Consider the following 25,831-nt stretch of genomic DNA (forward strand, 5'->3'; position numbering starts at 1 on the left):
TTGCCGTTCATACGCCGTTCATTTTCACTTTCTACACTTGTGGCATCACAAGTAGGAGGGATGAGAATGTATTTGGCTCTTAGAGAAATGCGTTTTGCCAAAACCCGTTATTTGCTCATTATGGCGATTATGCTGCTCGTTTCCTTTCTGGTCCTGTTCGTAACCGGACTTGCGGGCGGGCTCGCTTATGCGAATGCCTCTGCGGTTGAAAATATGCCTGCTACCCATTTCCTTATGCAGCAGGACGCGAGCCAGCGCTTCGCCCGCTCCATCGTTGGGGAGAAGGAGCTTAACACCGCCCGTTCGGTCGTTGGCGACGTGAATGCCCAGCGGCTTGGCGTGCAGATGACGACGGTAACCGGCGGAACAGACGGGATGAAAACAGACATTACGTTATTTGGTGTGGACATGGGCAGCTGGCTCGCTCCGACGGTCGTCTCCGGCTCAGCCGTCACAAACACGGGAGCCGGGGAAGTTGTCGTAGACCGCAAGCTGGCGGAGGAAGGCATTACCGTCGGCAGCTTGCTGCATGACCAAACGACGGGACTCACGTGGACTGTTAGCGGCTTTACGGAAAATCAGTCGTTCAGCCATACGCCTGCCGTATTTATGAACCTGCGCGACTGGCAGCAGCTGAAGCAGCAAATGGCAGGCCGGGCTGCGGCTGATCCCTCATTTGCCGCTCCCTTCAACGCCATCGCCATTCAAGCAACGGATGCAGAAGCGGAGCTGCTTTCACAGCAGCTTGAAGGTACGGAAATGATTACGAATAAACAAGCGGTAGCCAGCATTCCCGGCTACAAGGAAGAGCAAGGCTCGCTAATGATGATGATCGGCTTCCTGTTCGTCATTTCCGCTTTCGTGCTTGCCGTCTTCTTCTACGTCATTACCATTCAGAAGACAGGCCAATTCGGCATCCTTAAAGCAATTGGCACCAAAACCATCTATTTAGCCCGCAGCGTTGTGGCTCAAGCACTTGTCCTCGCTGTCGCAAGCTTAGCCGTAAGCTGCATGCTGGTCGCGGTCATGCAGGCGGCGCTGCCTGCTTCCATGCCATTTCAGCTATCGCCAGTGACAATCGGCTATACTTGCCTGCTGTTTATCGCCATGTCGCTGCTTGGCTCGCTTGTTTCAGTCCTTCAAGTGACGCGAACCGATGCGCTTGATGCGATAGGGAGGGCTGCAGGATGACAACGACAAAGCTTATGCTGAATGAAATTACACGGGTTTATCATGATGGCGATACCGAGCTGACCGTGCTGGATAAGCTATCGCTTGAAGTAAAGGCGGGAGAGCTCGTCGCGGTTATGGGGCCTTCCGGCTCAGGCAAAAGCACCTTTCTATCCATCGCAGGGGCGCTTCTGACGCCGACAAGCGGCGAGGTGCTCATCGACGGCGAATCGCTTGCCGGCAAAAACGGGCAGCAGCTCAGCAAGCTGCGGCTGCATAACATCGGTTTTATTTTTCAAAGCGCTAATTTGCTTCCATATTTGAAGGTGGAGGAGCAGCTTATGCTCGTCGCCAAGCTGGCTGATAGGGATAAACGAGGGGCTCAGGTACGATCAGCGATACTGCTGGAGCGTCTGGGATTGCTGCATCGGCGGTCAGCCTATCCGAATCAGCTCTCTGGCGGAGAAAAACAGCGTGTTGCCATTGCGCGTGCCTGGATGAATGACCCGGCTATTTTATTTGCCGATGAGCCGACGGCGAGCCTGGATGCGAGCCGTGGACAAGATGTTGTGGCGATGCTCGCCCGTGAGGTGAAAACACATGGAAAAGCCGCCGTTATGGTTACCCATGATGAGCGTGTACTGCATTTATGTGACCGCATTTTACATTTGAAAAATGGCGTATTAGTCACCGCTTAAGCTGTGGCATAATGACCATATGACCGCTGTATGAGCTGGATTTAAGCCCACAGCCCTAACCGCCCTGCCCAAGAACAGCCCCTCCGGCGGACGGCTGCTCCTATCCTTTTTGGTATAATTTTCTTATAGCTGTGCTTCGTACCGAAAGGATGATAAGATGATCGCCAAGATTGGAGATATTTATGTTGTATATGAAGAGCGGCTTCAGCAATATGCCGCCTGTCAGGTTATTAAGATAAAAGAGCAAGCTTCGAGCCGTCACAAAGTTTTGGCCGCCGTCCTGGAACTGGATTGGCACAGCGACCAGCTGCCGACCGAGGACGAGCTTCAGCATATAAAGCCACTCGTATGCAATTATTATTTTTGGAACGACCGCTGGGATTACAGCTTTGTGGATGCCAATGTGCCCAAGCATTATCGCTTGGTCGGCAATATTCCTCCGCTTATTGAAGCGGAATGCAATAGCTATGCCAGCTGGAGGACGGGAGGCAGCTTATATCGCCAGCTCCAGTGGGAGGCGATTCCAGCTGAGCTTCGCGCCCGTTTTAAAGCAGCAGCGGGCTCCGACGAACAGGTGGACATTGCCGGATTTCCGGCAAAGCTGTCAACAAGCACGATACGCCAAGGAGCGCTGGAGCAGCTGGGGGATTGGTCAGAGCTGCATAAGCTGCCCTGCTTAACTGCGATTCATACCTCGCACCCGTATAAGCCGGAACTGATCGACTATTTGCGAGACACACCGTTTATAACTGAGCTGAGCTTGGACGATCCCCGCGCTACAGAGCTGGATTTCACAGGCACGAGCTTAAACCGCCTTATTTTAAAGGCTGATGATGTAGAATCGCTAACGCTTCCTAAAGGGCTGAGCCAGCTTTCCTTGGTCGGCACCGTTTCCGAGAAGCTGCGTATTTACGCGGAGCATGATGGCAAGGAGCTTCTGCTCATGGTGGATAAACAAGCGACAAGCCATTACGGACTGAGCCAGTTAGGGGCACTGAATATTCGCGGAGTGGCGGACATCGATTTGGCCGAGCTCGCCGGGCAGTTTCCTCATTTGCACGAGCTGCGGATTTGGGGAGCGCCAGGGTACGCTGCCAACATGGGCAAAATCGTCAAGCTGATAGGCCTGCACACCTTTACAACCTATGATCTATTCGGCTTCACCGGCGAGGAGTTTCCGCTGCCAGATACGCTGCCGCAGCTCAGCATGCTATGGCTGGACAGTCTTCCGGCTGATGCCGCCAAGACGATCAAAGCCCGCTACAAAAAAGCGGCTGCCAATGGTCTTGATCTATCCGTCACCAAGCCCCGCAAGCCCGAATGGATGGCTGAAAATTTGACCAATCCGTTTCGCGACTGGGACGGCCGCGAGCATATTACGAGCACCAACGCCAAAAAAGCGATGAATCTCTATAAAAAAATGCTGGGCGAGCTTGGGACGCTGGAGAAGCAAGCCGCTGCCGGCATGAATGCCGCGGAAGTGCACGCTGCTCTGGCGGCGCTCGTGACGGATTTTACAGCTACGCTCAATAAAATGGACAGCCGCAGCGGCTTCATTGAAACGATAGAGCGCGAGGAAATATACGAGGTGCTGCACGATCTGTTGAAAAATGCGAAGGTGAACCTCGCCGAATCCGGCATCGAGGTGGATTTGGACAAGCTGATCGACATTTTTGACGCTGAGCGGGATTTTTAAATCGCAGATCCAGCGTATGCTGGACGCGAAAAACCGCCTGCCTCCAGAATTCCGGGGAGCAGGCGGTTTTTCATTATTCGCATTTTCAGAGCCTGTATTCAGCATATTTCTAGTCGCTGTTGAGTTATTTATTCATCATCGCCTATATCGCCCTCATAGGTCGAAGCCGCCCGTCTCCCCACTCGCGATTTGGCAGACACGCGCTTCTCAGCCTGTTTTTTCGTGCGCCTGTTCACCGATTCCTCTTTACGTGCCATATGAGCGAGCTCCTTCTCCATCTTCTTGAAGTTGGCGAAGCGGCGCTGCTCCAGCGTTCCATCTGCAATCGCCTGCTTGACCGCACAGCCCTCCTCCCTTTCATGACGGCAATCTTGAAAACGACAGCTGGCAGCCAGCTCTCCAATATCGGAAAAGGTAGTATCCATCCCCTCATCCGACTCCCATAATTGCAGCTCCCGCATACCTGGCGTGTCAACGATAATCGCGCCGCTCGGCGTCACAAACATTTCGCGGTGCGTCGTCGTATGACGTCCTCTGGCGTCGCTTTCGCGAATGTCCTGGACGCGCTGCTTCTCTGCATCTGCCAGCCAGTTAAGCAGCGTTGATTTGCCAACACCGGATGAGCCGGTTATCGCAATCGTCTGCCCGGGGAGCAAGTACTCGGATAGCGCCTCCCGCCCCTGATTTTCAAAAGCACTCACGGCATGGACGGGAACGCCGGGAGCTACCCCCTCCACCAGTGCAGCATAATGATCCGGGTCATCGCAAAGATCGGCCTTGGTCAACAGCACAACCGGCCTCGCCCCGCTTTCCCAGACAGCGAGCAAGTAACGCTCTATTTTCCGCAAATTAAAATCCTGATTCAAGGCGTTCGTTATAAAAACATAATCCAGATTGGCGCTGATCACCTGCACATCGACCCGCTGTCCCGCCTCCTTGCGCACCATCGCTGAGCGGCGAGGCAGCAGCGCATGAATAACGGCCCTCGCTTCACCGGGAAGCGGCTGCACCAGCACCCAATCGCCTACCGCTGGAAAATCACCGCGATTGACCGCTTCAAACTCGAACTTTCCGGTGACAACGGCCGCCTGCTCGCCTGCCTCCGTCACAATTCGGTACTGATGCGAAAACTGCGCTACTACACGCGCCGCCACCAGCGGTACACCTCCTGCTCCTGCTCCTGCTCCTGCTCCTGCTCCTGCTCCTGCTCTTGCACGCTGCAGCTCCGCTTCCCAATGCTCATTCCAGCCATAGGCTTGCAGCAGCGTTTTTTGTTTCTGTGTATCCGGTTGTTGCTTGATTTCTTGATTTTCTGGTTTCAATGTCAAATCGTATTCCTCCGTTTGTCGAATGATTATTTATTTAGGTACAACAAAAAAAGACCACAGCATGATCCTGCGGTCTTTTTCTCGCACAGCGATGCTGGGGAGCAGCATCCGTATGCACAAGCGCAAAGGGCTGTCTGTCTCCACCTTTCGGCGGCCAGAGCCCCTTTCGCATGAAAAAAAGTCCGCAAGACACCAACCTGGTCTCCTGCGGACACAAAAAAGCTTCAAAAGCAGCCCTGCTGCGCCTTGCCCAGCATAAGCCTAATGCTCTATCCGTCTTCTTAGCTTAAGTCCGTAGAGACCGACGCCATAACAACCAATCCTCTGCTCATTGTGCTCATATAACATCAGCCTCCTTCTTCAAATTAGTTCCAGTATAGACTTGGATGACCAGCCAGTCAAGCCGGGCAGCTGCCTTTTTATTGCTACTTTAATTAGAGACGTAGTAGAATAAAGCTTAAAAACGTGCCTTAGGCACGAAGGAGAATGGGAATGGACGAGACGACAACTGGGAAACTAAAAGTATACATGGCGGGCTTTGAGGTGTTCCGCACCGATGCTGTGGAGCTGGGCAAGCAAATGAAGGAGCTGTGCGAAGCATACGGCTTTGAAGGCATTTTCCCACTGGATAAAGATATTAAGCCTTCACCGACAAAATGGGAGACGGCGCAGGCGATATTCGCTGGCAACGTCAAGCTTGTGCAGAAGGCCGATGTCATCATCGCCAACTTGAACCCTTTTCGCGGGCATGAGCCGGATTCCGGCACTGTATTTGAGTGCGGGCTTGGCTACGCGATGAATAAGAAGCTGTACGGCTTCGTCAGCGATAAGCGCACACAGGCAGAGAAGCTGCTGCCGGGCATCAATTCGCAAACCGGACTGTATCAGGATGGCATGCAGGTAGAAAACTTCGAGCTGCCAACCAACCTCATGCTGTCCGTCCCGCTTACGATTGTTGAAGGCGGGCTTGAGGATGCGTTGAAGCAGGCACGTCAGGACCTTTTGTAAATCAAACGGCTCAGGCACGCTGCTGCTTGGAGGCTAATAAAAAACAGCCGCTGTTCCCTTCCTTAAAAAGGGGGCAGCGGCTGTTTTGGCTTTATTTTATAAATATAGAAGTGCGTTTGGACGCTGTTCGATCTTACTTCCCGTAGTAGCTTTTCAAAGCTTCAATTATGCCGAGCGGGTTTTTGCGCAGGTCTTTGGCACTGAAATAAATATCGCCCTTCACCTCAGGATGCTTCGTATTGTATTTCAGCTGCTTGATCAGTTCCTCCGAGGTTTGCCACCCTGTTTCTTTCGTTCCCAGCTTGTAGGCGGCATGGCCGATATAAAGATCGACACCCGTGTTCGCCACTTGGGCTGCCCACCAATCTACCACTTTATCGTAACGCGCTGCGGAGAGGGACATGCTCCAATACACTTGAGGAGCGACATAATCGATCCAGCCCTGCTTGACCCATTTGCGCACATCAGCCGACATGCTGTCGTAGGCAGTGACTCCAGCATTCGTATCGGAGCCGTTCGCATCCTGCGATTTGTTGCGCCATACACCGAATGGGCTGATGCCAAAATCAACCGTCGGCCTGACGCTATGAATCGACTCGTCGAGCTGCCTTACGAATTCATCAATGTTGCTGCGTCTCCATTCCGCCTTGGTCGCCAGCTTCTTGCTGTTATAGGCCTTGAATGTGGCATCATCGCTCAGCGTAATGTTGGACGGATAAAAATAATCGTCCAAATGCACGCCATCGATATCGTAATTGTTCACAACTTCCATAATGACATCAATCACATGCTGGCGTGCGGCCGGAACGCCCGGATTAATGAGCAGCTGCGAGCCGGAGGTCAGCACCCAGTCGGGATGCTCCACCGCTACATGATTGGAAGCGAGCTTGCTCGTATCTGTATCCGTATTTGCCCGGAATGGATTGAACCAGGCATGGAACGTCATGCCGCGGCGATGCGTCTCATCCAGCATAAATTGCAGCGGATCGTAGGTAGGCGCTACTCCTTGCTTGCCCGTAAGCACCTTCGACCAAGGGACAAGCGATGATGGGTAAAGCGCATCAGCCGATGGACGAACCTGTACGAATACGGCATTCATCCCCATCGCCTGCACATCATCGAGCAATGCTTTAAATTCCTTCTCTTGCACAGCCTGTTTTCCATAGGAAGCCGTTGAAGGAAAGTCCAAATTGTAGATCGTCGATACCCAAACTCCTCTTAGCTCGGTGCCCGCAGCGGGAGTCGGTACGACTACCGGCGGCATCGGCTCTGTTGTAGCAGCAGGAGTTGGGGCCGGTGTAGAAGTTGGTATCGGAGTCGCCGTTGGACTCGGCTTCGCGGTAGCCGAGGGTGTTGGAGCAGGCGTTGCGGCCGGGCTCGCTGGCGTGCTTGGTACCGGACTAACGGTATCCTTGTACAAATTAACGACCTTGGCTTCATTATCCCATCTCACAGCAACGCCCAGCTGATTGCTGACAAAACGAAGCGGTACCATGACACGGCCGCTCACGGTCTGAACCGTCGCATCGAGCGTAATGACGCTGCCGTTCACGAATGCGCTATTTTGCCCCGAAACCATCGTAATAATCGTATCATCCTGACTAATCGTTACTTGCTTAGCCGCCTGCGACCATCTCACCTGTGCGCCCAGACTTTCGCTAATGACGCGCAGCGGCACCATCGTTACGTTCAAATCCTCCCGCAAATACGGCGGGACATCGCTGCTTACCACTTTGCCATCCAGTACAATTTGAATCGTCGGCGCTGCCGCAGCTTGTACAGAAGCTGGCGCTACGCCTGCCGGGATCATCAATATAAATAATAAGAGGAGCAGAAGCGCCCGTTTGAATCTCATTTCCTTAAAACCTCCAGATTTTTTAGTCATTTTTTCCTCTGATATGCTGAAAATATAGACGCTTCCTACTAAGATGAAGTTGCGTTTTACGGTAAAAAAGCAAGCCGACGGTATAGACCGCTTAATCGATAACGGCGATTTTGTAGCCGCCTTCTTTGTTTTTTTGGAAGGTGTAGGTCATTGCGCTGTTCTCTTCGAAACCTGCCTCCGACCATAAATTGACCTTTACAACTACATTGATATTGCCAGAGTCAAAGTAAGTGACATCTCCGATTCCCGTAAAATAATATTGGTAATAGCTCAAATAAAACTGAAACGGCTCCGCATGCGCCTGATCAAGAAAGGTGCTGTTAAATGCCTTCTGATCCTGCTTCAGCAGCGCCTCCAAATTCGCGTGCAGCGCTTCCGCCATCCCTTGCTCCTTCAGCTCGGATTGAGCCGCTTCCCAATCAATGTCCATCCCCGGTTCAAAATCGGCGAGCGTGTTGGCGGATGCATCAGCCGTTTCACTCGGGCTTGAACCCGCGGAAGACTCTGGCTCCAGCGCCGAACCAGCTTCCGGCACTTGCGTCGCTTCAGCTTCAGGTGATGCCGTGTTGGCGGATGCCGCTGTATCGGACTGCGGCGCATTCTCGGCTGCGGAGCAGCCTGTGAGCAGCAGAATACAAACAGCTGCTGCCTGCACTATTTTCAGAACCATTAGAAACCAACCCCTTCTCTCATTCCATCTACTCCTATGATCTAAACGCCAAAATCAGGAAAATAGTTTCGAGCTGCTGTTAGGCGATTCGGTACTATAAAAAGTGAGTACTAGTTCGCTGGCAAATAGGAGAATATAATGAGGCGTATACTTCCAGAGAAAGGCAAGTGAACGCTATGCTGCGTATAAACATGATAAGAATGGGCTTCCTGATGGGCATTGCATTGCTGCTTGCGGCTATTTTCTATTTATTCGCTGCGAATTGGAGCGGACTCAGCAGCTCTCACAAAATGCTGACCTCCGGCGGATTCGTTTTATTTTTCTATGTGCTGTCTTTCGGCTTCTCCCGGAGCAAGCTTCCGCTTGGCTTGTCCGCTTTTCTAAGCGGCATCCTCCTCATCGCAGGCTGCATCGCCTTTGGAGCAGCCGCAGCGCTTGCTGACCAAATATATAATCTGCATCAGCCTCCTTACGTCATTTGTCTCATTTCAACTCTGCCGAGCCTGCTGCTCGCTTGGATAACGCGATACAAGCCGCTATATGTGCTGACTTATATACTGGCGCATTTCACGCTGTATTTTTTATTCGATTATCGTTTGTTTACGCCTAATGTAGAGATGAACACCCTGCTGGCCGATTCCACTTATGTGGCGTTCAATCTAGCTCTGTTCCTGCTGGCACAGACAAAGCGGCTTGCTTCTGAAATCGTTCGTCTGGCAAGCTTTGTAATGCTGCATATTTCGCTGCTCAACCTCGCTGGCGCCTTTGACCATGCCGGCCTATCGCTCTTCATGAATGTTTTGGATATCGCCGTCATTGCGACCTGCTTCTATTACTTCATGCGAATACGGCTTGATAAAACGATGCTGACTCTTACCGCACTAGCTGCATCCGCTTATACGGTGGCAAAATTCATTCGTTTCTCGTTGGAGACCGAGTCCGTCTTCCGTTTCGTGCTAGGCATCTTGTTCGTTATCGTGCTGCTTACGGCAAACGTGCTGTTTTTCCGCTATATGAACAAGTTAGGCAATAAAACCACTGCCGAGAGAACGACAGAGGGGGTTAAAGAGTCTGCTTCGGAAGCTGCTCAGCAGTCCGTGAATACTACAGCAGAAAAGACCACTGACCACCATCTGCTGGGCAGCATCGTCTCAACAGTCATTACGATTGTGGGCATCATCATCGGCAGCATTTCTGTTATTGGCCTTGTCGTGCTGCTAACGGATGAGAACGGGCCGCTGAAGACGCAATATGCCCTTTATGCCTTATCGCTGCTGTTCATCGTACCGATGCTATTGCTGCCACGCGTAAATGCGGTCGTTCGCTACACGGTGTTTACGGTTGGCTTCGCCATGGGGCTCGTATCCATCGCCTGGATCGGGAAAGCGCCGCTGAGCGTCATTTTCTTGGCTATTGCCGTCATCAGCTGGCTTCGCCTCCAAGGACGGATGCAGCATTTGATCACCTATATGCTGATGAATATTGCCGCTGCGATTGTGCTTTATCAGCTATTCCAAAACATGCACGATGCTTATTCGATCATCATCATTTCCTTGACCGTGCTAAATGCAGTGGTATACGGCAGCTCATTCGCTGGTTTGAGTGGCGAGCGGCGCGCCCATATGAGGGAGGGCAGCCTGCTGTTCAGCTATATTTTTCTCTTATGGATGACATCGCTGGACCCGGTATTTGCTTATTCAGTAGCGCTGTTTAATGTGTTGGCCTTCATTCTGCTGACGGCTGCAGTATTCCTGTTCATCAAGCGTGAGCAAACGCTGGAAACAGCGGGAAGCTTCTTCTTCTGGCTCCTCTTTCTCACAATCAAATATTACGATTATTTGTGGACGCTGCTGAACAAATCGGTCACGCTTGCGCTGCTTGGCATTGTCGCACTCGGACTGTCCTATTGGTTCGCAAGCCGCCTGTTGAAGAGCGGGGGCCACTATGAGGGAAGCGATAAACCCGGATTTTTCATTGGAAAAAGGGTTTGGCTCATCGCCATAGTCGTGCTGCTACAGCTAGGCTTCATCGGCTATGAGACAGCTGCCAATGAGCGGATACCTAGCGCTAATAACCATGCGACAGCCCTTGCCGCTCCGGCCAACGATGCGGTTGGCACCGCCACTATTTCCGCCGCACGGTCTAGTGATAGCAACGCTGGCTGATCATAGCCGCATCGGCTAGCAATTCCAGCAAGCAGTTTAATTCTATGCCTATGTGCATTACAAATAGCGCCAAGCCTGCCGGCTTGGCGCTATTTCTTTATTTGCCACGCGATCGTGGTTATCTGGAGACAGGGCGGAACACCCGGCGCTTGTTCATTCTATCGGACACGAGATCCACTATTTGAAGAAAAGTGGAACAAAATCTGCTTGAGAGGACTACAAATCAGTTATTTCACCGAAACGGCGTATAAAGAAGAGGAAAACAACAAAATAAGGTCATTGGTGTCCGTGAAAATCCCAAAATCGTTATTTTCCCGAAAATAACGGCTCTGGTGTCCGCCAGCAGCGGGAATACGGCAGAATCATTCGGATTCGTATTCAGATTCGCATTCGCATTCGGATTCGCATTCGTGGCACACTGGTACCGCGACTCCGCTCGGCTACGGCTTCATTTTTCCTTCCTCTTGCTGGCTCCCAAGGACTGAAGCTGGCATGGATGCGTCGCACTCCACGCGATTCGCAAGCGGGAAACGGTTAATAACGAGCTCGCCCATGCCCCTCGTTATTTTCACCTCCGCTGTTTCCTCTGGTTGAAGAAACACGAGCATCGCCTGAATCGCAACATGAGGATCGACGGTATCGCCACAGGTGTAGCAGTCAAGCGCAGCAAAGCCCTTCTCGGGATACGTATGGATCGACATATGGCTTTCCGACAGCATGACGAGCACTGTCGCCCCCTGCGGCTCGAACTGCTCCGCTTGTACGGATAAAATCGTCGCGCCACTCGCCTCTGCTGCTTGTACCATCTGCTGACTCAAAAGATCAGCGGCGTTCAAATGCTCGAATGCAATGCCCCAAGCGTCCATTGCGACATGGCGGCCATACGTTGAATATTCCATCTTCAGCACTCCCTCAGCAGCCTATTTTCTTGGTGTTTATAAAGGTCAGGACGTCTGTCATAAAAAGGAGCGACCATACCCTGCTCCCGGTTTGTGCGCAGCATGGAAAAATCCAACTCGGCCATCACGAACATGTCCTGATTCAGCTCGCCCGTCTCCAATATGCCATCCTCGGCAAAAGGAACATCGCAGGGCGTGAACAGCCCCGCCTGGCAATAGCCGCGGTCGACCTGCGGACGATCCTCGCCCAGCTCCCCAACGATACCGCTGAGCACAACGAACAGCTGGTTTTCAATCGCCCGCGCCTGCGCGCAAAGGCGCACCCTGTAATAGCCGAAGGAGGTGTCCGTATAAGACGGACATAACAGCAGCTCCGCGCCTTGATCGGCAGCAAGCCTAGCCAGCTCGGGAAACTCGATATCGTAGCAGGTCAGCATCGCCAGCTTGCCCCAGCTTGTTTCCACAATATTGAGGCTGTTCCCTGCCGCCAGCGGCCAGCGTGTCTGCTCCTCAGGCGTGAGATGCAGCTTGCTTTGCGTCTCTATCCGTCCATCCGGGAAGAACAGGAAGGCTTTATTGTAAAACTTCCCGTCTTCCTTGCAAATATGGGTGCCGCCCAAAATCATCAAGCCCTGCTCGCGGCTGTTTTTTTGCATCAAGGCCATATAATCCTCGGTATAGCTGTCTAAGTAACGGCAGGCTGCCTCATGATCCATTTCCTCCGTAAAGCCCAGCAAATGTGCGGTCATGTATTCGGGAAACACGATAAGATCCGCGCCCCGTCCTGCGGCCTCTTGGATGGTAGCCGTGATTTTTTGCCAAAATGCTTCCTCGGCCGTAATGCCCGTCAAGCTATATTGCACAGCTGCAACCAAAAATGGCCTCATAAGCGCCTCCTATGCTACGAATGAATTTGCAAGGAATAGATATCCGTCCTGCGATCGCGGAACGTCAGCACATCCTTGGACTTGCGGTAGCGCTGCAAAATTTCCATGTCGACTTCGACCATGATAATCGTCTCTGTATTTTCACTGCACTCTCCGGCAATGCCGTCGCGCGGGAATGAGGAATCAGCTGGCGTATATACACCAGACTGCGCATATTGAATATCGACATTGTCCACATGCGTCAAATTGCCGACCGTTCCCGAGGTGACTGTAAACACCTGATTTTCGATCGCCCGCGCCTGCGCGCAATATTTAACCCGCAGGAAAGTCTGGCGATCCTCCGCACAGAAAGGGATAAAAATCATCTGCGCACCGGCTTCCGCCACTGCGCGCGACAGCTCGGGATATTCAATATCGCTGCTCAGCTGAATGGAAATTTTGCCGCAGTCGGTATCGAATACCTCCAGCCGGTCTCCGCCGTTAATGCCCCACCATTTGCGCTCATTTGGCGAAATATGCAGCTTGTACTGCTGCTCGATCGTCCCATCGCGGCGGAATAAATGCCCCACATTGTATATGCGATTATTTCGCTCCACAAAATGCGAGCCGCCGATAATATTTACATTGTATTTAACGGCAAGCTCCGTAAACAGCTCCACGTATTCCGCTGTGAATGTCGTCAGCTTGCGCACCGCAAGGCTGGGCGACCGATCATCGAGGAAAGAGAGCAGCTGCATCGTCACATTTTCAGGAAACACGACAAAATCTGATTTGTAATCGGCCGCTACATCGACGTAATGCTCGCACTGTGTCGCAAACTCCTCGAAGGAGTCGATTTTTTTCATCATATATTGCACGACGCAAATGCGCACCGGAAACGAGAGCTTATAATGGATTTTGCTGCTGCTCGGCTTGTAGTCGATATTGTTCCATTCCAGCAAGGAGGCATAGCTCATCGAATCGTCATCATCGGGCAAATAGTTCGTCAAAATCCGCTTGAGCGTAAAGCCGTTCATCATTTGGAACGTCAGCACCGAATCATAAATGTTCTGCTGCAGCACTTCCTCCGCATATTCCCGCGGCGTCAGCTTGTCGCTGTATTTGTGATAGCCGGGAATACGCCCCCCGACGATAATGCTTTTTAAATTAAGCTTCTCGGCCAGCCGCTTGCGCGCTTCATACAGCCGTCTGCCGATTTTCATCCTCCGGTACTCGGGGTGCACCATAACCTCCATCCCATACAGGCTCTCGCCACGCGCGTTATGGTTGCGGATAAAGCCTTTATCCGTAATTTCCGAATACGTATGCTGCTCCAAATAGTCATCAAAGTTGACGATGAGGCTGGAGCAGGAGCCAATAATTTCGCCATCCAGCTCCACGCAAATTTGCCCTTCTGGAAAAATGCGAAGATGGCTTTCAAGCTGAACTTTTTTCCATGGGGCCATATTAGGAAAGCAAATGAGCTGCAGAGCAATAATCTGGTCGATATCTGCCGTTTCTATATTGCGGATGATCATCTTCTTCTCAAATTGAGCAATCGGATCGGCTGTCATAGAACGCCTCATTTCATTATTTGTCCTTAGTATACGTTTGAAAGTTTATAGCTGTATTAGAGTACGGTAAATGCTTTGTAAACTTCGTAATATTAGCATTGCCGTTTTTTTCGAAAATATGGAGCTTGGTTTCAATATCGGCCGTGAAATGAGAAAAAGCCCGACGCACAGGCTGCTTTCCCCACAAGGGAACGCTTTCTGCGCGCCGGGCTTTCGCCACGGCAACTCGGTATGGTGTAATGGAAGGCTAGGCAGTCGATTCCAGTCCGGCCGCTTTGCGCCTTAGTCGATTTTAATAACGCGACCTTTGTCATCCACAATAAACTTCGCTTTTCTGACTGTATCCTCTTTGACCATGCGTACGGAACGAATCGCCGGATCGGAATGATCCAGCTCCGTCTTCCAGCCAGCTGTGTTCACCAAAGCCAGCACCTGCTCGAAATCCATATCCTTGTAGCCAAAAAAGCCGCTCTGTCCCGCCCATTCCTTGAGCAGCACCGTTAGTTTATGATTCAGCTTGTCTTCTACCGTCGTATGAACGATTTTTTTTCTAGCCATTGTCCATTTCTCCTCTATTTGACCACGAATAAGTTGGTGCGTTACGCCTTAATTTCGAGCAGCTCGTATTTAATGATGCCCATTGGCGCGTTCACGCTAATAATGCTGCCTACTTCTTTGCCCATCAGCTCTTTGCCGAGCGGGCTTTCGTAGGATATTTTATTGCTTGCAACGTCAGCCTCTTCTGTGCCGACGATTTTGTATTCCAGCTTTTCCGCGAACTCCACATCGTTCAAAATCACGGTGAAGCCAATGTTGACCCGGCTCGTATCCAATGCTCCCACATCAATGACGCGTGCCTTCTTAAGCATTTTTTCCAAAATAATAATCCGGGTTTCCATGAAAGACTGGTCGTTTTTAGCTGAATGGTATTCGCTGTTTTCCTTCAAATCGCCGTAGCTGATGGCCAGCTTGATCCGGGCTGCGAGCTCCTTGCGCTTCACATATTTGAGATCGTCAAGCTCCGCTTCCAACTGGGCAAGCCCCTCTTGCGTTAATATAATTTCTTCTCTATCTTTCGACATCTTAACAGCTCCTGTCCAGCATTCTATTGTTCATTCTAACCTAATTTGCGTCAAGTTGCGAAGACTGCCTTTCATTTATCGCTGGTTCCGGCTGTCGCCAGCCTTTGGTGGTGCGGTGCGTTTCAGTCCGAGAAATATAAGCCTAGAATAAGTGTGAAACTAATAAATGCTTATATTTTAGAAAAAGCACTTCCTGCCGCCTGTAAAAAAGCAGTCGGAAATGCCCGTATGCCTTGCTGTTATATGCCTATATGCCTGCTATGCTCTATCTCGCCGCGCTTTCCTGCGGCACTTGATCCTTGGACGCCTTGATCTGCTTGCTGCGAAGCTGTCCGCAGGCTGCGTCAATATCCGTGCCATGCTCCAGACGCACGCTGCAGCTAAGGCCATTTTTCTTAATCGTATCATAGAACGCCCGGATCGACTCCGGCTCGCTGCGCTGATATTGGCTATGCTCATCGACTGGATTGTACGGAATGAGGTTTACATTCACAAGTGACCCTCTATCTGCAATCAGCTCGACCAATTCAAGCGCATGCTCCACCTGATCATTCATATCCTTGAGCAAAATATATTCGAGCGTAATTCTCCGCTTCGTCTTCGCCAAATAATAATCGATCGCTTCCATCAGCTTCTCAATCGGCAATGCGCGATTGATCTTCATAATGCGCGTGCGCAGCTCATTATTCGGCGCATGCAGCGAAATCGCCAGATTAACGCCAAGATCGTTGTCGGCGAAATCCATAATCTTCTTCGTCAAACCGCTTGTCGACACGGTAATATGCCGCGGGCCAATCGCCAGCCCCTTATGATCCTTGATCACTTGCAGAAAATCGACCAAATTCGTATAGTTGTCGAACGGTTCGCCAATGCCCATTACGACCAGATGGCTGACGCGGTCGCCCTGCTGCTCCTTATCCAGATACAGCTGCGCCTTCATCACCTGCTCAACGATTTCTCCGCTCGTCAGGTCGCGGCTCTTCGCCAGCAGTCCGCTCGCACAGAAGCTGCAGCCGATGTTGCAGCCTACCTGCGTCGTCACACAGACGGATAAGCCAAACTTATGCCGCATCAGCACCGTCTCGATCAGATTGCCGTCGCTGAGCTTGAACAGGAATTTGCGCGTTCCATCAGCCGACTCCTGAAGCGTGTGCTCTGCCAGCGTCTGGATAGCAAAATGCTCTTCGAGCACCTTCAAGCATTCCGGATTCACATCCGTCATTTCCTCGAAGGACGTAACCCGTTTCCGGTACAAATATTCCCACACCTGTGTCGTGCGGAACTTCTTATGTCCAAACTCCAGCAGCCAGGCGGTTAGCTGCTCAAAGGTTAATCCATAAATGGATGGTTTCATCATGATTGTTCCTCTTTCCACTGCATTGAACGACCGATCCGTTCTTCTTTATCATTATTGTCCCAAAAATACTACCCGAACACAAGGGGCATGGAGAAAATGGCTCCGTGGCGGCCGTAGGTAAAGATTACTTTATAGTAATATGGGTACTTTAAAGTACGTACTGTTTATTTCGGGTGTAAGGGTGCATAATTACAGTTGTCAGCCAGCAACGAGCTAAACGCTGCAAATGACATTGCGGCTCAAGTATACATTTTATTTTTCAGGAGGAGAGTTCATTCATGACAGCACAACATTTGCAGGATACGGTCACGCTTCATAACGGCGTCAAAATGCCTTGGTTCGGACTTGGCGTATTTAAAGTAGAAGACGGCGAGGAAGTCGTCAGTTCGGTTAAAGCCGCGATCAAAAATGGCTACCGCAGCATCGATACCGCAGCCGTATATCAGAACGAGGAAGGCGTGGGCCAAGCAATCAAAGAAGCGATGGAACAGTACGGGGTTGCCCGTGAGGAACTATTCATTACTTCCAAAGTATGGAATTCCGATCTTGGCTATGAGACGGCAATTGCCGCATATGAGACTAGCCTTGCAAAGCTTGGACTAGCGTATTTGGACCTTTATTTAATCCACTGGCCTAAGCCGGGCAGATATAAGGAAGCTTGGCGTGCGCTCGAAACCTTGTATAAAGAAGGCCGCGTGAAAGCAATCGGCGTCAGCAACTTCCATGTCCATCATCTGCAAGATGTGCTGGATGGCGCGGAAATTGTGCCGATGGTCAATCAGATTGAGCTTCACCCCCGCCTGACGCAGCAAGAGATCAGAAGCTTCGCAAGCGAGCACGGTATCGTTATTGAAGCTTGGTCACCGCTCATGCAGGGAAAATTGCTCGATGAGCCGGACAAGCATGGCAAATCGACGGCTCAAGTCATTTTGCGTTGGGATTTGCAAAATGGCATCATCACCATCCCTAAATCGATTAAAGAAAATCGGATTATCGAAAATGCCGCCATCTTCGACTTCGAGCTTTCCGCAGAAGAAATGGCACAAATCGACGGCTTGAATCAAAATGTGCGCGTAGGTTCAGATCCAGACAACTTCAATTTCTAATCTACTTAAAAAATGGTATAGATGACCGCGCGAGGCGGTGCGAGCTGCCTTTGGGCCATTAAGGAGGGGAATAGTCCCCTCCTTTTTTGCTGCCCCTATTTTCCAATGAAAACGAAAATATATTTCAAATCGACAAATAGCGACGAACTGTCTAAAATGAGGTTAGATGTTTGCAGCGCATGCAGATCAGATGAATCCGGAAGGGGCAGAGAGGCCTTGAGTCTGTCGGAAGTATTAGTTTCACTGGGTGCTTACTTGCTCCCGATGCTTTTATTTTTCTATATGGGTCTGGATGTGCTGTACCGCAACCCGAAGAAGATCGAGCATCAGCTCGTCAGCCTTATTATCGCTTGTTATTTTATTTTGTTTATGGAGGAGTATGTTCGGTTTCTGCTTCCCATTGAATACAGCCCAGCTCTTACAGCGTTGTGGTTTTCTAACGTTGGCATCGCCATACCTGGAATTGGCGTACATTTCATCTCCAAATTTTCCGGCATGGACAAGCGGCTTCCGCGTTGGATTTATCCCTATATTTTCTACATCCCACTGCTGATTATTCCCTTCAACATTTTTAGTAGCCAAAAATACATTTCCTCCCAAGATTTCGTTCAAGTTGGCATTTGGAAATATCCCGTATACAATTTCCCTTATTTCGCCGCCATGACGGGCAGCATTCTGATTGCCATTGTCTATCTGGTTTTTCTATTGCTTGGTCAAGCCCGGGTTAGAGCTTCTCAGGATCGCGAACGTGAGCCTATTTATCGGCTTATGATTGCCGGCACCATTATTACGATGCTTTGGGTTGGTTTCTTTGGCTATTTCCAATTCGAAAATACACTGCCCCCTTACTCTTATTTATACGGCGGTCTTGTCTGGTGCTTTATGCTGCGACTCGCTATGCAGAGGTTTGAGTTTCTCAATTGCAATAAACAGCGATATGAGCGACTATTCAATTTAAATCCAGCCGCGATTTTGCTCGTTGAGAGCTCCGGTAACATTAAGGAAGCCAATCCAAGTGCAAAGCAGCTGTTTGACCATTTGCAGCTGGAGCATACTGGACTGGATGCGCTAGCTAGTGCCGAGCTGAAAAAACGGCTCAGAAGCCAGCTGGAAATTAAAGAGCTGGAGACGAAAATTCATAATGGAGAAAGAGAACTCACGGTGCTGATTGATGGGGATTATATAACGGTAGATAATGAACCGCATGTCATTCTTATTTTCCGCAATATTACGCTGATCAAGGAGCATCAGGAGCAGATTGCCTTTCTCGCCTACCATGATGCGCTGACCGAATTGCCAAACCGCCGCTTCTTCTATGAAAGGCTGGCGGCAGCTATTGCGGAAGCTGCGCGGAAGGAGCATCAGCTCGCTGTCGTGCTGATTGACCTGGATGAATTTAAAGAAACGAATGACCGCTTCGGGCATGATGCAGGCGATGCTTTGCTGCGGCATACGGCTGGGCTCATTAAAGAAAGTGTCGGTGGTCAAGGCATGGCAGCTAGGCTGGGAGGCGACGAATTCGTCCTATTTATCAGCCCGCTCCCTGCCACCGATTGCGTCCACGAGATTATTCCTGAAATAGAGGAACGTTTTGCAAGCCGAGCGCTGAGCTATGGCAATGAGCAGTTGTTCGCGAAGCTCAGTATGGGGATCAGTATTTATCCGCAGGACGGACTAGATGGGGATTCCTTGCTGAACCGTGCAGATAAAGCAATGTACAAGCTTAAGCGCGAACGCAAGCTGCGGAAGCACAATATGGACCAGCTCCCGCAGTCGCAGTCGACTCTTTAGCTGTTAAATCGAAGCAACGAAGGGCTTCAAGCGCTCCAGCTGGCGCAGATGATGGCGGAAATGCATTTCTACGAGCAAGAACCATTCCTTAGCGTTCATCTCGCCAAAACCCGGATGCGGAACCGTCTGATGCTCAGGTGCCTGTGCAACCGCTGGCTCCAGCTCCTTCATGCGGTGAAGCACCTCTGCCATTCCTTGGATCAGCTCTTCTTTGCTGCTAGGCTGAATGGGTGTATATCCCGGAAAAGGATCAACGTGAACGCGAATTGGCGGCAAGCTGCCTTCGGCATAAATGGCGTTTTTCCTTTCCTTCATTTCCTTTATTTCCTTCATTTCACTAGTTGAATCACCAGGGCTATCGGAAGCTGGCGACTCCCCGCTCAAGCATTGCTCAGCAGAACTAAGCTGCATGTATAGCGCACTGTTGATTAGATGGACATAAACTTGACCGATCGACCATTCAGCTTCAGCCGGCTTTTTCTGCAGCTGTTCGAGCGTGAACAAGTCCAGCTCCCGTTCATATTGCTCCTTCAATGGTTCAAATTGCTTCAAAGATTGCAGCGTATTTATCAATTTGCACAGCCCCTTTAAGTAAGATAGCCCCAGTATAAGAAAAAGCTACTGACATCAGTATGTCAGTAGCTTTTTCAGTAGCTTTCCAAGATTTTAGCAGCTTCCTCCCGAACCTGATGGCGCAGTGATTCCGGCTCCAGCACAACGACGCCTGAACCCCAGCCAAGTATCCAATGCAGCAGCTCCTCCTGCACACGAACAAGAAAATTCACGTACAAGCCGTCCTCGTTCTCCTCAAATGATTCCATATAAAAGTTATTTTGTTCCTTCACTTTATCCGCTATAGAGGGATTTACCCGTATACGCACAGGCAGCTTGCGGTCATTTTCGGGTACATAAGCATGCAGATCAAAGTCCTGTGGCCGTCTGAAGCGCTCATCCAGCAAAGCAAGCTGCTCCATGCGCGACAAGCGGAAATGGCGCAGCGATGCCCTTAGCTCGCAATGGGCCAGCAGCAGCCAATTGCCCTGCGAAAGCACGAGTCCATATGGCGAGACTGTCCGAGTGCTATGCCGGGTTCCGTCCTCATCAGCATATATTTTCTTATAATGGAGACGTATTTTACGCTGTTCTAGTATTGCGGTGCGCAAAAGATTGATTTTCTGTTTATCCAATCCGCCCGCAAGCGGATCATAGGGTGCCAGCAGCTTGATGGCTGCACTGGTGCGGTCCGCTTCCTCACGGACACGCTCCGGCAATATAGCCTCGATCTTCCCGCGAGCGACTCTCGCCTTCGACGTATATCCCTCATCGAACTGCTGCTCGACAAAAACCGTACCAATCAATAAGGTCACGGCTTCCTCCACGGTAAAGCTAATAGGCGGCAGAAAATAACCCTCCATGAGCGAATAGCCGACACCCGGCTCTCCGATAATCGGGACACCGGATTCACTGAGCGCCTGCATATCTCGATAAATCGTGCGAACGCTCGTCTCAAATACCGCAGCCAAATCCTCGGCGCGCATCATGCCTTTACGCTGGAGCTCCAGTAAAATCGCTAACAATCGCTCTGTTTTATTCATAAAGCCAGCTTGTCCTCATCGTAGACCCTCCTATTTTCATATTGGACGAAACCAGTTGCCGATTTTATACGCTCTTTACAAGTCTATTAAAAGCTCTTTATAAGCTCTTGAGCTGCTCTTTATACTCCGTCGGGCTGCATCCTGCATATTCCTTGAACACTTTGGAAAAATAGTGCTGGTCGCTGAACGATAGCACATCGGACAGCTCTTTAATTTTCATCTCCGGCTTCGTTTCCAGCAGCCGGCACGCCTCCTTGATTTTCAAATTCAAGTAGTAGTGGACGAAGGTTTTCTCCGCATATTTCTTCATAATTCGGCTGATATAGGAGGGACTGACATGAAATCGCTGCGCAAGATCGGCAATGGACACATGCGAATACATGTTCATCTGCACGTACTCGTCAATTTGCTGAAACAGCTCGGAGCCGCTTTTGCGATTTTGATTTTGCAGCAGCTCAAAGCATTGCTCGGTCCAGAGCAGCAGCTGCTCGGTAAAGTGTGCAAAGCTGTCCAACTCCAGCAGCTTATTCGCCTGTTCCGTCAGCTTGAGCCTATTCCACGGGTCCTGCTCAGAGAGGGAGCTGCCGAAAGCCTCGGTCAGCAGCACCAGAAAGCGCTCCAGCTCAGCCAGCCGAACGTTGCTGCTCTGCCACTTTTGCAGCTGCTCTGCCAGCTTTAAGGCGAAGCGCTCCTTCTGGCGCTGGCGAATCATGTCCACGAAGCTGTTCGAGAGCAGCTCCGTCATCGCAGAATCAGCGCCAAGCGGCAGCGCCGAATAGCCTTTATCCAGCAGCAGCGGGCCCGTGATAGATAGCTGTTCCTTCATAAGCCGCGACATTTGCTGATAAAACTCCGCCAAGCGGCCGTCTGGGATTGCTTGCAGCTGGCCGCATAGCGAGGCATATAAGCCTTCCTTCAGCAAGCCGCTGCGCGCCGCCTCCATGCATTCATAAGCGGAAGGGTATTTATCCTTTACCGAAAGATTAACGAGGACAAAAAACTGATAGGGCTGCTGCGTTGGAAAAACCCAACAGCCGTGCGGAGCAAAAACCTCCGTCAAACCGGCTTGCAGCACGCTCAGCTTCCATTGCTCCTTATTCGGCGAGAAGGGCTGCTTATGGATGAGAAAAGGCGCTTTCGTCTGTTCCCGAAATTCCGGCCCCAGCCTAAGCTCTGCATGAAAATCGGGATCAACGATATCTTTGAAGCTCCCGGCCTCCCCCGATTGCTGCTCTTTCAGTTGGACAATGATCCGCTCCATAACCTCTTGCAGCTGATGGCGCTCAACAGGCTTGAGCAAGTAGTCGAACACCTGCAAATTCAGCGCTTTGCGCGTATATTCAAAATCGTTGTAGCCGCTGATCAGCACAACCTTGAGCTGCGGATGAAGCAGCTTCGCCTGCTCGATAAGCGCCAGCCCATCCATTTTCGGCATCCGAATGTCCGTAAGCAATATGTCGATGCGATGCTGCCGCATAGCTGCCAGCGCTTCCTCGCCATTCGCCGCTGTTGCGGCAATATGAATGGGCAGCTCGGTTGCTTGCAGCAGCGCTTTAATATTGCGAAGGATCGGCTTGCTGTCTTCTGCAATTAAAGCCTGGTACATCGCTTATCCCTCCTCATCAGTAAAAATCCTTCGTCAGTGATGCAATAATTTGAATCGTTGCGCCTTTGCCCGTTTCTGCATTGTTGTAAACATTGAAAAAAAGGCGGTTTTTGTACATCAGCTTGAGCCGGTTAACCGTATTCACCATGCCCATATTGCCAATGCCCGTGCTGTTCATTTTCAGCTCAAGCGCTCCCGAATCGGAATCATCAATGTTCCCGAGTATTTCTTTGATTTTATCGTCGGCGAGCCCTTCGCCATTATCGCTAATCTCAATCGCCCACAATCCGTTATACAGCTTGAAGCGAATCGATATTCGCCAAGGCGGGTCTGTATTTTCGAATGCATGCTCAATGCAGTTTTCAACAAACGGCTGAATGACGAGCCGCGGAAGCTGGATCAAGCCCGTCAAATCATCATCAGCTTCAATGTCCCACTCCAAATCATCCTCGTATTTCTGCTGGACGAGCGATAAATAATTGCGCGTATATGCCAGCTCGTCCGACAGCGATACATGCTGATAGGGAGAGGATACAACATAACGCAGGCTGTCCGACAGCTGCTTGCACATATCCTGAACGACCTGATCCTTGCCCTCCTGGGCAGCAATACTAATCAAATACAGCACATTATGGATAAAATGAGGCGCGATTTGCGCTTGCAGCGCGGAATTGCGCGCTTTAATTTCCTCATGCAGCGCCAGCTTCTCGCGCTCAATCGATTGCTGCAGCCGCTCCAGCAGCTCCTGAAACGACTCATTGAGCAAAATCAGCTCATTATTATGCGAGCGGCTGTCCACCTTCACATTCATATTGCTGTAATTGACACGCAAAATTTGATTGCGCAGCTTGCGAATCGGCAGCAATAAATTTTTGGCGGAAAAATAAATGTAAAAAAAGGAAAACAGCATCAGCGAAGTAATGAGCAGGATGGAAATGTTGCTGATCGAGCTGACGGGGCCGAGCACCGCTTGTTTTGGAGTGACAATATAGGTCGTCCAATCGGAGCTGCTGGATTTGTAATACGTAATGTAGTTTTGTTGATGATCCATATACATGCCGCTTGCTCCCGACCGCGGCTCCAGCGTAGACAGCAGTTTGTCGACCTCTGCATTTTGCGAGCTTGAGATGAGCTGACCGTCCTGCGCCAAAACAAATACCTCGCTGTCTGCCAGCCCCTCCGCCGGCATTTGCAAATAAGCTTGATCCAGCTGGATCGACAAATAGCCGAAAATTTCACCATTTTGATTGATAATCGGGCGAATAAACGAGACTTTTCCTGCCTCCTCCCGATTGAGCAAATAGCCGCTTCTGCTCCAAATCGCTGAAGTTTCGCTGTCTGCCAGCAGCGGCTTTAAAGAAGGCGGCGTTCGGTCGTAGCCTATATAGGAGACCAATGCAGAGCCTTCGAGGTTGTAAATAATCATATCCTGAATGTTCAAGCTTGGCCCAATCGCCTGAAACATAATATCCTTCAGCTTGCGGCTGCGGGACAATCCTTCAAACGTTTGGGAAGCGGCGTCATCGGCCAGCAAAATATAAACATCTTTATTGGACAAAATACGTTGGGATAGCTGATTTTGGCTATCGATATAAATATCGAGCTGATCGCTGACCTTCTCTGCTGACATCAGCTTTTCATTTTCGGTCTTCTCTTTAAGCGGTTGTATAACGACGAGGTTGACATAGACCAGAAAGCTGCCAAGCACGATAAGCAGCAGCACAACGAACGTTAGAAAAAACTTGGTCTGTAGACTCGCTTGGAATTGGTTTTTACCGAACTTGCGATTCATGATAGCCAGCCCTATTCCTCCTTGAACCTTTTAATGCTCCTACTGTACCATTTGCAGATATCGACGGACAAGCGGTGAATGGCTCAGAGTGGACGGTTCAGAATATTACACATGAAAGGTAAATGCCAAACATGTACCTATCTGGCTCTAAAGTCTATAATCGAACCTGTAACCGCATTCAGAATGATTCACATACATTTCAATACGGGGGGATATAAAAATGAATTACAAGATGAAAAAAGCTGCAACGGGCGTCATCGCAAGCTTACTGGCTTTGTCACTGGCGGCATGCGGATCAAACAGCAATAGCCCAGCAGGTACAGCAACCAACGGAGGAAGCGGCAGCAGCGGCGGTAAAGTAACGCTGGAGCTAGCCATTTCCAAGAGCTCGCAGGACTCCGCTTTTGTAGCGCAAGACCTTCTTGATGCTTTTGAAAAAGAGACAAACATTAAAGTTAATCTTCAACTGCTTCCAGCTGAGCAGACAGCAACCGTGCTGCAAACGAAGCTGGCGGTTGATGAAACTCCAGATATTATCCAGTACAACCTGGCAAGCGCCGTAACCGACCTGAACTTGGAGCGCAACTTTGAAATTTTGGATAGCGAGCCATGGGTTGGCCGTCTGTTGAACAAAGATGTGCTGTCCGCTAATGATCATGTATACAGCTTCCATGTCAGCCAAGACACAGGCATGCAAGGCGTTGTGTACAACAAGGATATGTTCAAGGAGCTGAACCTGTCGATTCCGACAACCTTCGAGGAATTCCTTGCGGTATGCGAAGCGATTAAAGCAAGCGGCGTAACACCGGTATTCATGCCGTTCAAGGATAATTGGGCAGCCAACATCTGGCCAGCAGCCGCATTCGCAGATTATGCAGCGAAAAATGACCCAACGTTGTTCGATGATCTGAACAGCAATAAGAAAAAATGGACAGACATCCCTGAGTTCGCAACTTTGCTGGACCAGCAGTACCAAGTATTCAAAAAAGGCTACACGAATCCTGATATTTTGAGCGACAGCTACGATATGGCCGTTGGTAAATTTCTGGACAAAGAAGTGGCTATGATGTTCATGGGCGACTGGCTGATCGAGAACGTAGCGGAAAAAGATCCTAGCATCCACCTTGGACTGTTCGCGATTCCTTCTTCCAAAGATGCAAGCCTTGGCGCAAGCCCGCTTGGTGGACAGCTGTTCATTCCTAAAAAAGCGAAGCATATGGCTGAAGCTAAAAAATTCCTTGAGTTCATCGCTTCCAAAGAGCAGGCACAAAAAATTGTTGATTCACAGGGCTATGTTTCCAACTTCAACGATGTGACGACTCCTAAGCTGCCTGACTACAAGCAGGAAATCGTAGATAACTACATTACACCGAAGAAAACCGTTCTGACTACAGATGCGCATATGCTGGTAGACCGCAGTGAGCTGTACAGAAACCTGCAGGATCAGTTTGCTGGTGCCAAAACACCGGAAGAAGTATTGTCTGCTTGGAACGACAAGTTTGCACAATTGATGAAAGATAAAGGCGTTGCCGGATTTTAATTG

At 50.4% G+C, this 25,831-nt stretch carries 21 protein-coding genes; 8 read left to right on the plus strand and 13 right to left on the minus strand.

The genetic code is table 11. From position 1 onward, the window contains the following. Positions 1-66 precede the first annotated feature (66 nt). The 3 genes from AC50Y5_RS13480 (at position 67) to AC50Y5_RS13490 (ending at position 3,564) form a co-directional block, all read left to right on the plus strand. Positions 67-1,191, plus strand: coding sequence for an ABC transporter permease (locus AC50Y5_RS13480; RefSeq protein WP_494861272.1), 1,125 nt, complete (start codon positions 67-69; stop codon positions 1,189-1,191). Next, positions 1,188-1,868, plus strand: coding sequence for an ABC transporter ATP-binding protein (locus AC50Y5_RS13485; RefSeq protein ID WP_056036399.1), 681 nt, complete (start codon positions 1,188-1,190; stop codon positions 1,866-1,868). The genes AC50Y5_RS13480 and AC50Y5_RS13485 overlap by 4 nt, the downstream gene beginning before the upstream one ends. Positions 1,869-2,025: 157 nt before the next feature. Next, on the plus strand, positions 2,026-3,564 hold the full coding sequence (locus AC50Y5_RS13490) for a hypothetical protein (RefSeq protein WP_494861275.1): 1,539 nt from the start codon (positions 2,026-2,028) through the stop codon (positions 3,562-3,564). A gap of 128 nt (positions 3,565-3,692) precedes the next feature. Here AC50Y5_RS13490 and rsgA read toward each other — a convergent pair whose 3' ends face one another. Next, on the minus strand, positions 3,693-4,886 hold the full coding sequence (rsgA, locus tag AC50Y5_RS13495; RefSeq protein ID WP_494861545.1) for a ribosome small subunit-dependent GTPase A: 1,194 nt from the start codon (positions 4,884-4,886) through the stop codon (positions 3,693-3,695). Positions 4,887-5,384: 498 nt separating this feature from the next. On the opposite strand from rsgA, the gene AC50Y5_RS13500 reads away from it, so the two are divergent. Then, positions 5,385-5,900 carry a nucleoside 2-deoxyribosyltransferase gene (locus tag AC50Y5_RS13500; RefSeq protein WP_056036396.1) on the plus strand — a complete coding sequence of 172 codons (516 nt, stop codon included), beginning with the start codon at positions 5,385-5,387 and terminating at the stop codon, positions 5,898-5,900. Positions 5,901-6,033: 133 nt separating this feature from the next. Here the strand turns inward: AC50Y5_RS13500 and AC50Y5_RS13505 are convergent, their stop codons facing one another. Then, complete coding sequence (locus AC50Y5_RS13505) at positions 6,034-7,755, minus strand: family 10 glycosylhydrolase (protein WP_494861277.1); 1,722 nt, start codon at positions 7,753-7,755, stop codon at positions 6,034-6,036. 121 nt (positions 7,756-7,876) lie between these two features. Then, positions 7,877-8,455: a prolipoprotein diacylglyceryl transferase gene (locus AC50Y5_RS13510; RefSeq protein ID WP_056036392.1), complete on the minus strand. Its 579-nt coding sequence runs from the start codon at positions 8,453-8,455 to the stop codon at positions 7,877-7,879. A gap of 176 nt (positions 8,456-8,631) precedes the next feature. Here AC50Y5_RS13510 and AC50Y5_RS13515 point away from each other — a divergent pair, with 176 nt between their 5' ends. Next, positions 8,632-10,620, plus strand: coding sequence for a DUF2157 domain-containing protein (locus AC50Y5_RS13515; protein WP_494861279.1), 1,989 nt, complete (start codon positions 8,632-8,634; stop codon positions 10,618-10,620). 440 nt (positions 10,621-11,060) lie between these two features. Here the strand turns inward: AC50Y5_RS13515 and speD are convergent, their stop codons facing one another. The 6 genes from speD to rlmN all read right to left on the minus strand — a co-directional run bounded on the left by speD (position 11,061) and on the right by rlmN (position 16,398). Then, on the minus strand, positions 11,061-11,519 hold the full coding sequence (speD, locus tag AC50Y5_RS13520; protein ID WP_494861281.1) for an adenosylmethionine decarboxylase: 459 nt from the start codon (positions 11,517-11,519) through the stop codon (positions 11,061-11,063). Between the two features lie 2 nt (positions 11,520-11,521). Continuing rightward, the gene (locus AC50Y5_RS13525) at positions 11,522-12,406 is read right to left on the minus strand and encodes a carbon-nitrogen hydrolase family protein (RefSeq protein WP_494861283.1); all 885 of its coding nucleotides are present in this window, start codon (positions 12,404-12,406) and stop codon (positions 11,522-11,524) included. A gap of 14 nt (positions 12,407-12,420) precedes the next feature. Beyond that, complete coding sequence (locus tag AC50Y5_RS13530; RefSeq protein WP_494861285.1) at positions 12,421-13,971, minus strand: GNAT family N-acetyltransferase; 1,551 nt, start codon at positions 13,969-13,971, stop codon at positions 12,421-12,423. Between the two features lie 270 nt (positions 13,972-14,241). Further along, positions 14,242-14,517: a hypothetical protein gene (locus tag AC50Y5_RS13535; protein WP_056036385.1), complete on the minus strand. Its 276-nt coding sequence runs from the start codon at positions 14,515-14,517 to the stop codon at positions 14,242-14,244. A gap of 41 nt (positions 14,518-14,558) precedes the next feature. Beyond that, complete coding sequence (greA, locus tag AC50Y5_RS13540) at positions 14,559-15,041, minus strand: transcription elongation factor GreA (protein WP_494861287.1); 483 nt, start codon at positions 15,039-15,041, stop codon at positions 14,559-14,561. A 265-nt stretch (positions 15,042-15,306) separates the two neighbouring features. Beyond that, on the minus strand, positions 15,307-16,398 hold the full coding sequence (gene rlmN, locus AC50Y5_RS13545) for a dual-specificity RNA methyltransferase RlmN (RefSeq protein ID WP_494861289.1): 1,092 nt from the start codon (positions 16,396-16,398) through the stop codon (positions 15,307-15,309). A gap of 278 nt (positions 16,399-16,676) precedes the next feature. On the opposite strand from rlmN, the gene AC50Y5_RS13550 reads away from it, so the two are divergent. Together AC50Y5_RS13550 and AC50Y5_RS13555 are read left to right on the plus strand one after the other, a co-directional pair. Continuing rightward, positions 16,677-17,504 (plus strand): aldo/keto reductase, encoded by an 828-nt coding sequence (locus AC50Y5_RS13550; protein WP_494861291.1) that lies wholly within the window; start codon positions 16,677-16,679, stop codon positions 17,502-17,504. A 216-nt stretch (positions 17,505-17,720) separates the two neighbouring features. Continuing rightward, complete coding sequence (locus AC50Y5_RS13555; RefSeq protein WP_494861293.1) at positions 17,721-19,295, plus strand: diguanylate cyclase domain-containing protein; 1,575 nt, start codon at positions 17,721-17,723, stop codon at positions 19,293-19,295. A 3-nt stretch (positions 19,296-19,298) separates the two neighbouring features. Here AC50Y5_RS13555 and AC50Y5_RS13560 read toward each other — a convergent pair whose 3' ends face one another. From AC50Y5_RS13560 to AC50Y5_RS13575, 4 genes are all read right to left on the minus strand, one after another. Continuing rightward, positions 19,299-19,865: a DinB family protein gene (locus tag AC50Y5_RS13560; RefSeq protein ID WP_056037032.1), complete on the minus strand. Its 567-nt coding sequence runs from the start codon at positions 19,863-19,865 to the stop codon at positions 19,299-19,301. Between the two features lie 77 nt (positions 19,866-19,942). After that, complete coding sequence (locus AC50Y5_RS13565) at positions 19,943-20,890, minus strand: helix-turn-helix transcriptional regulator (protein WP_056036377.1); 948 nt, start codon at positions 20,888-20,890, stop codon at positions 19,943-19,945. Positions 20,891-20,987: 97 nt separating this feature from the next. Continuing rightward, positions 20,988-22,496 (minus strand): response regulator, encoded by a 1,509-nt coding sequence (locus tag AC50Y5_RS13570; RefSeq protein WP_494861296.1) that lies wholly within the window; start codon positions 22,494-22,496, stop codon positions 20,988-20,990. A 16-nt stretch (positions 22,497-22,512) separates the two neighbouring features. Then, positions 22,513-24,288: a sensor histidine kinase gene (locus AC50Y5_RS13575; RefSeq protein WP_056036373.1), complete on the minus strand. Its 1,776-nt coding sequence runs from the start codon at positions 24,286-24,288 to the stop codon at positions 22,513-22,515. 220 nt (positions 24,289-24,508) lie between these two features. On the opposite strand from AC50Y5_RS13575, the gene AC50Y5_RS13580 reads away from it, so the two are divergent. Next, complete coding sequence (locus AC50Y5_RS13580) at positions 24,509-25,828, plus strand: ABC transporter substrate-binding protein (RefSeq protein WP_056036370.1); 1,320 nt, start codon at positions 24,509-24,511, stop codon at positions 25,826-25,828. Positions 25,829-25,831: the final 3 nt, after the last annotated feature.

This window comes from Paenibacillus sp. JT22N7 (assembly GCF_059383875.1).

Bases quoted from the DNA above. Each gene is read 5' to 3' on its own strand.
- AC50Y5_RS13480 (WP_494861272.1), top strand. From the start codon at position 67: ATGTATTTGGCTCTTAGAGAAATGCGTTTTGCCAAAACCCGTTATTTG.
- AC50Y5_RS13485 (WP_056036399.1), top strand. From the start codon at position 1,188: ATGACAACGACAAAGCTTATGCTGAATGAAATTACACGGGTTTATCAT.
- AC50Y5_RS13490 (WP_494861275.1), top strand. From the start codon at position 2,026: ATGATCGCCAAGATTGGAGATATTTATGTTGTATATGAAGAGCGGCTT.
- AC50Y5_RS13500 (WP_056036396.1), top strand. From the start codon at position 5,385: ATGGACGAGACGACAACTGGGAAACTAAAAGTATACATGGCGGGCTTT.
- AC50Y5_RS13505 (WP_494861277.1), bottom strand. From the start codon at position 7,755: ATGAGATTCAAACGGGCGCTTCTGCTCCTCTTATTATTTATATTGATG.
- AC50Y5_RS13510 (WP_056036392.1), bottom strand. From the start codon at position 8,455: ATGGTTCTGAAAATAGTGCAGGCAGCAGCTGTTTGTATTCTGCTGCTC.
- AC50Y5_RS13515 (WP_494861279.1), top strand. From the start codon at position 8,632: ATGCTGCGTATAAACATGATAAGAATGGGCTTCCTGATGGGCATTGCA.
- speD (WP_494861281.1), bottom strand. From the start codon at position 11,519: ATGGAATATTCAACGTATGGCCGCCATGTCGCAATGGACGCTTGGGGC.
- AC50Y5_RS13525 (WP_494861283.1), bottom strand. From the start codon at position 12,406: ATGAGGCCATTTTTGGTTGCAGCTGTGCAATATAGCTTGACGGGCATT.
- AC50Y5_RS13530 (WP_494861285.1), bottom strand. From the start codon at position 13,971: ATGAGGCGTTCTATGACAGCCGATCCGATTGCTCAATTTGAGAAGAAG.
- AC50Y5_RS13535 (WP_056036385.1), bottom strand. From the start codon at position 14,517: ATGGCTAGAAAAAAAATCGTTCATACGACGGTAGAAGACAAGCTGAAT.
- greA (WP_494861287.1), bottom strand. From the start codon at position 15,041: ATGTCGAAAGATAGAGAAGAAATTATATTAACGCAAGAGGGGCTTGCC.
- rlmN (WP_494861289.1), bottom strand. From the start codon at position 16,398: ATGATGAAACCATCCATTTATGGATTAACCTTTGAGCAGCTAACCGCC.
- AC50Y5_RS13550 (WP_494861291.1), top strand. From the start codon at position 16,677: ATGACAGCACAACATTTGCAGGATACGGTCACGCTTCATAACGGCGTC.
- AC50Y5_RS13565 (WP_056036377.1), bottom strand. From the start codon at position 20,890: ATGAATAAAACAGAGCGATTGTTAGCGATTTTACTGGAGCTCCAGCGT.
- AC50Y5_RS13570 (WP_494861296.1), bottom strand. From the start codon at position 22,496: ATGTACCAGGCTTTAATTGCAGAAGACAGCAAGCCGATCCTTCGCAAT.
- AC50Y5_RS13575 (WP_056036373.1), bottom strand. From the start codon at position 24,288: ATGAATCGCAAGTTCGGTAAAAACCAATTCCAAGCGAGTCTACAGACC.
- AC50Y5_RS13580 (WP_056036370.1), top strand. From the start codon at position 24,509: ATGAATTACAAGATGAAAAAAGCTGCAACGGGCGTCATCGCAAGCTTA.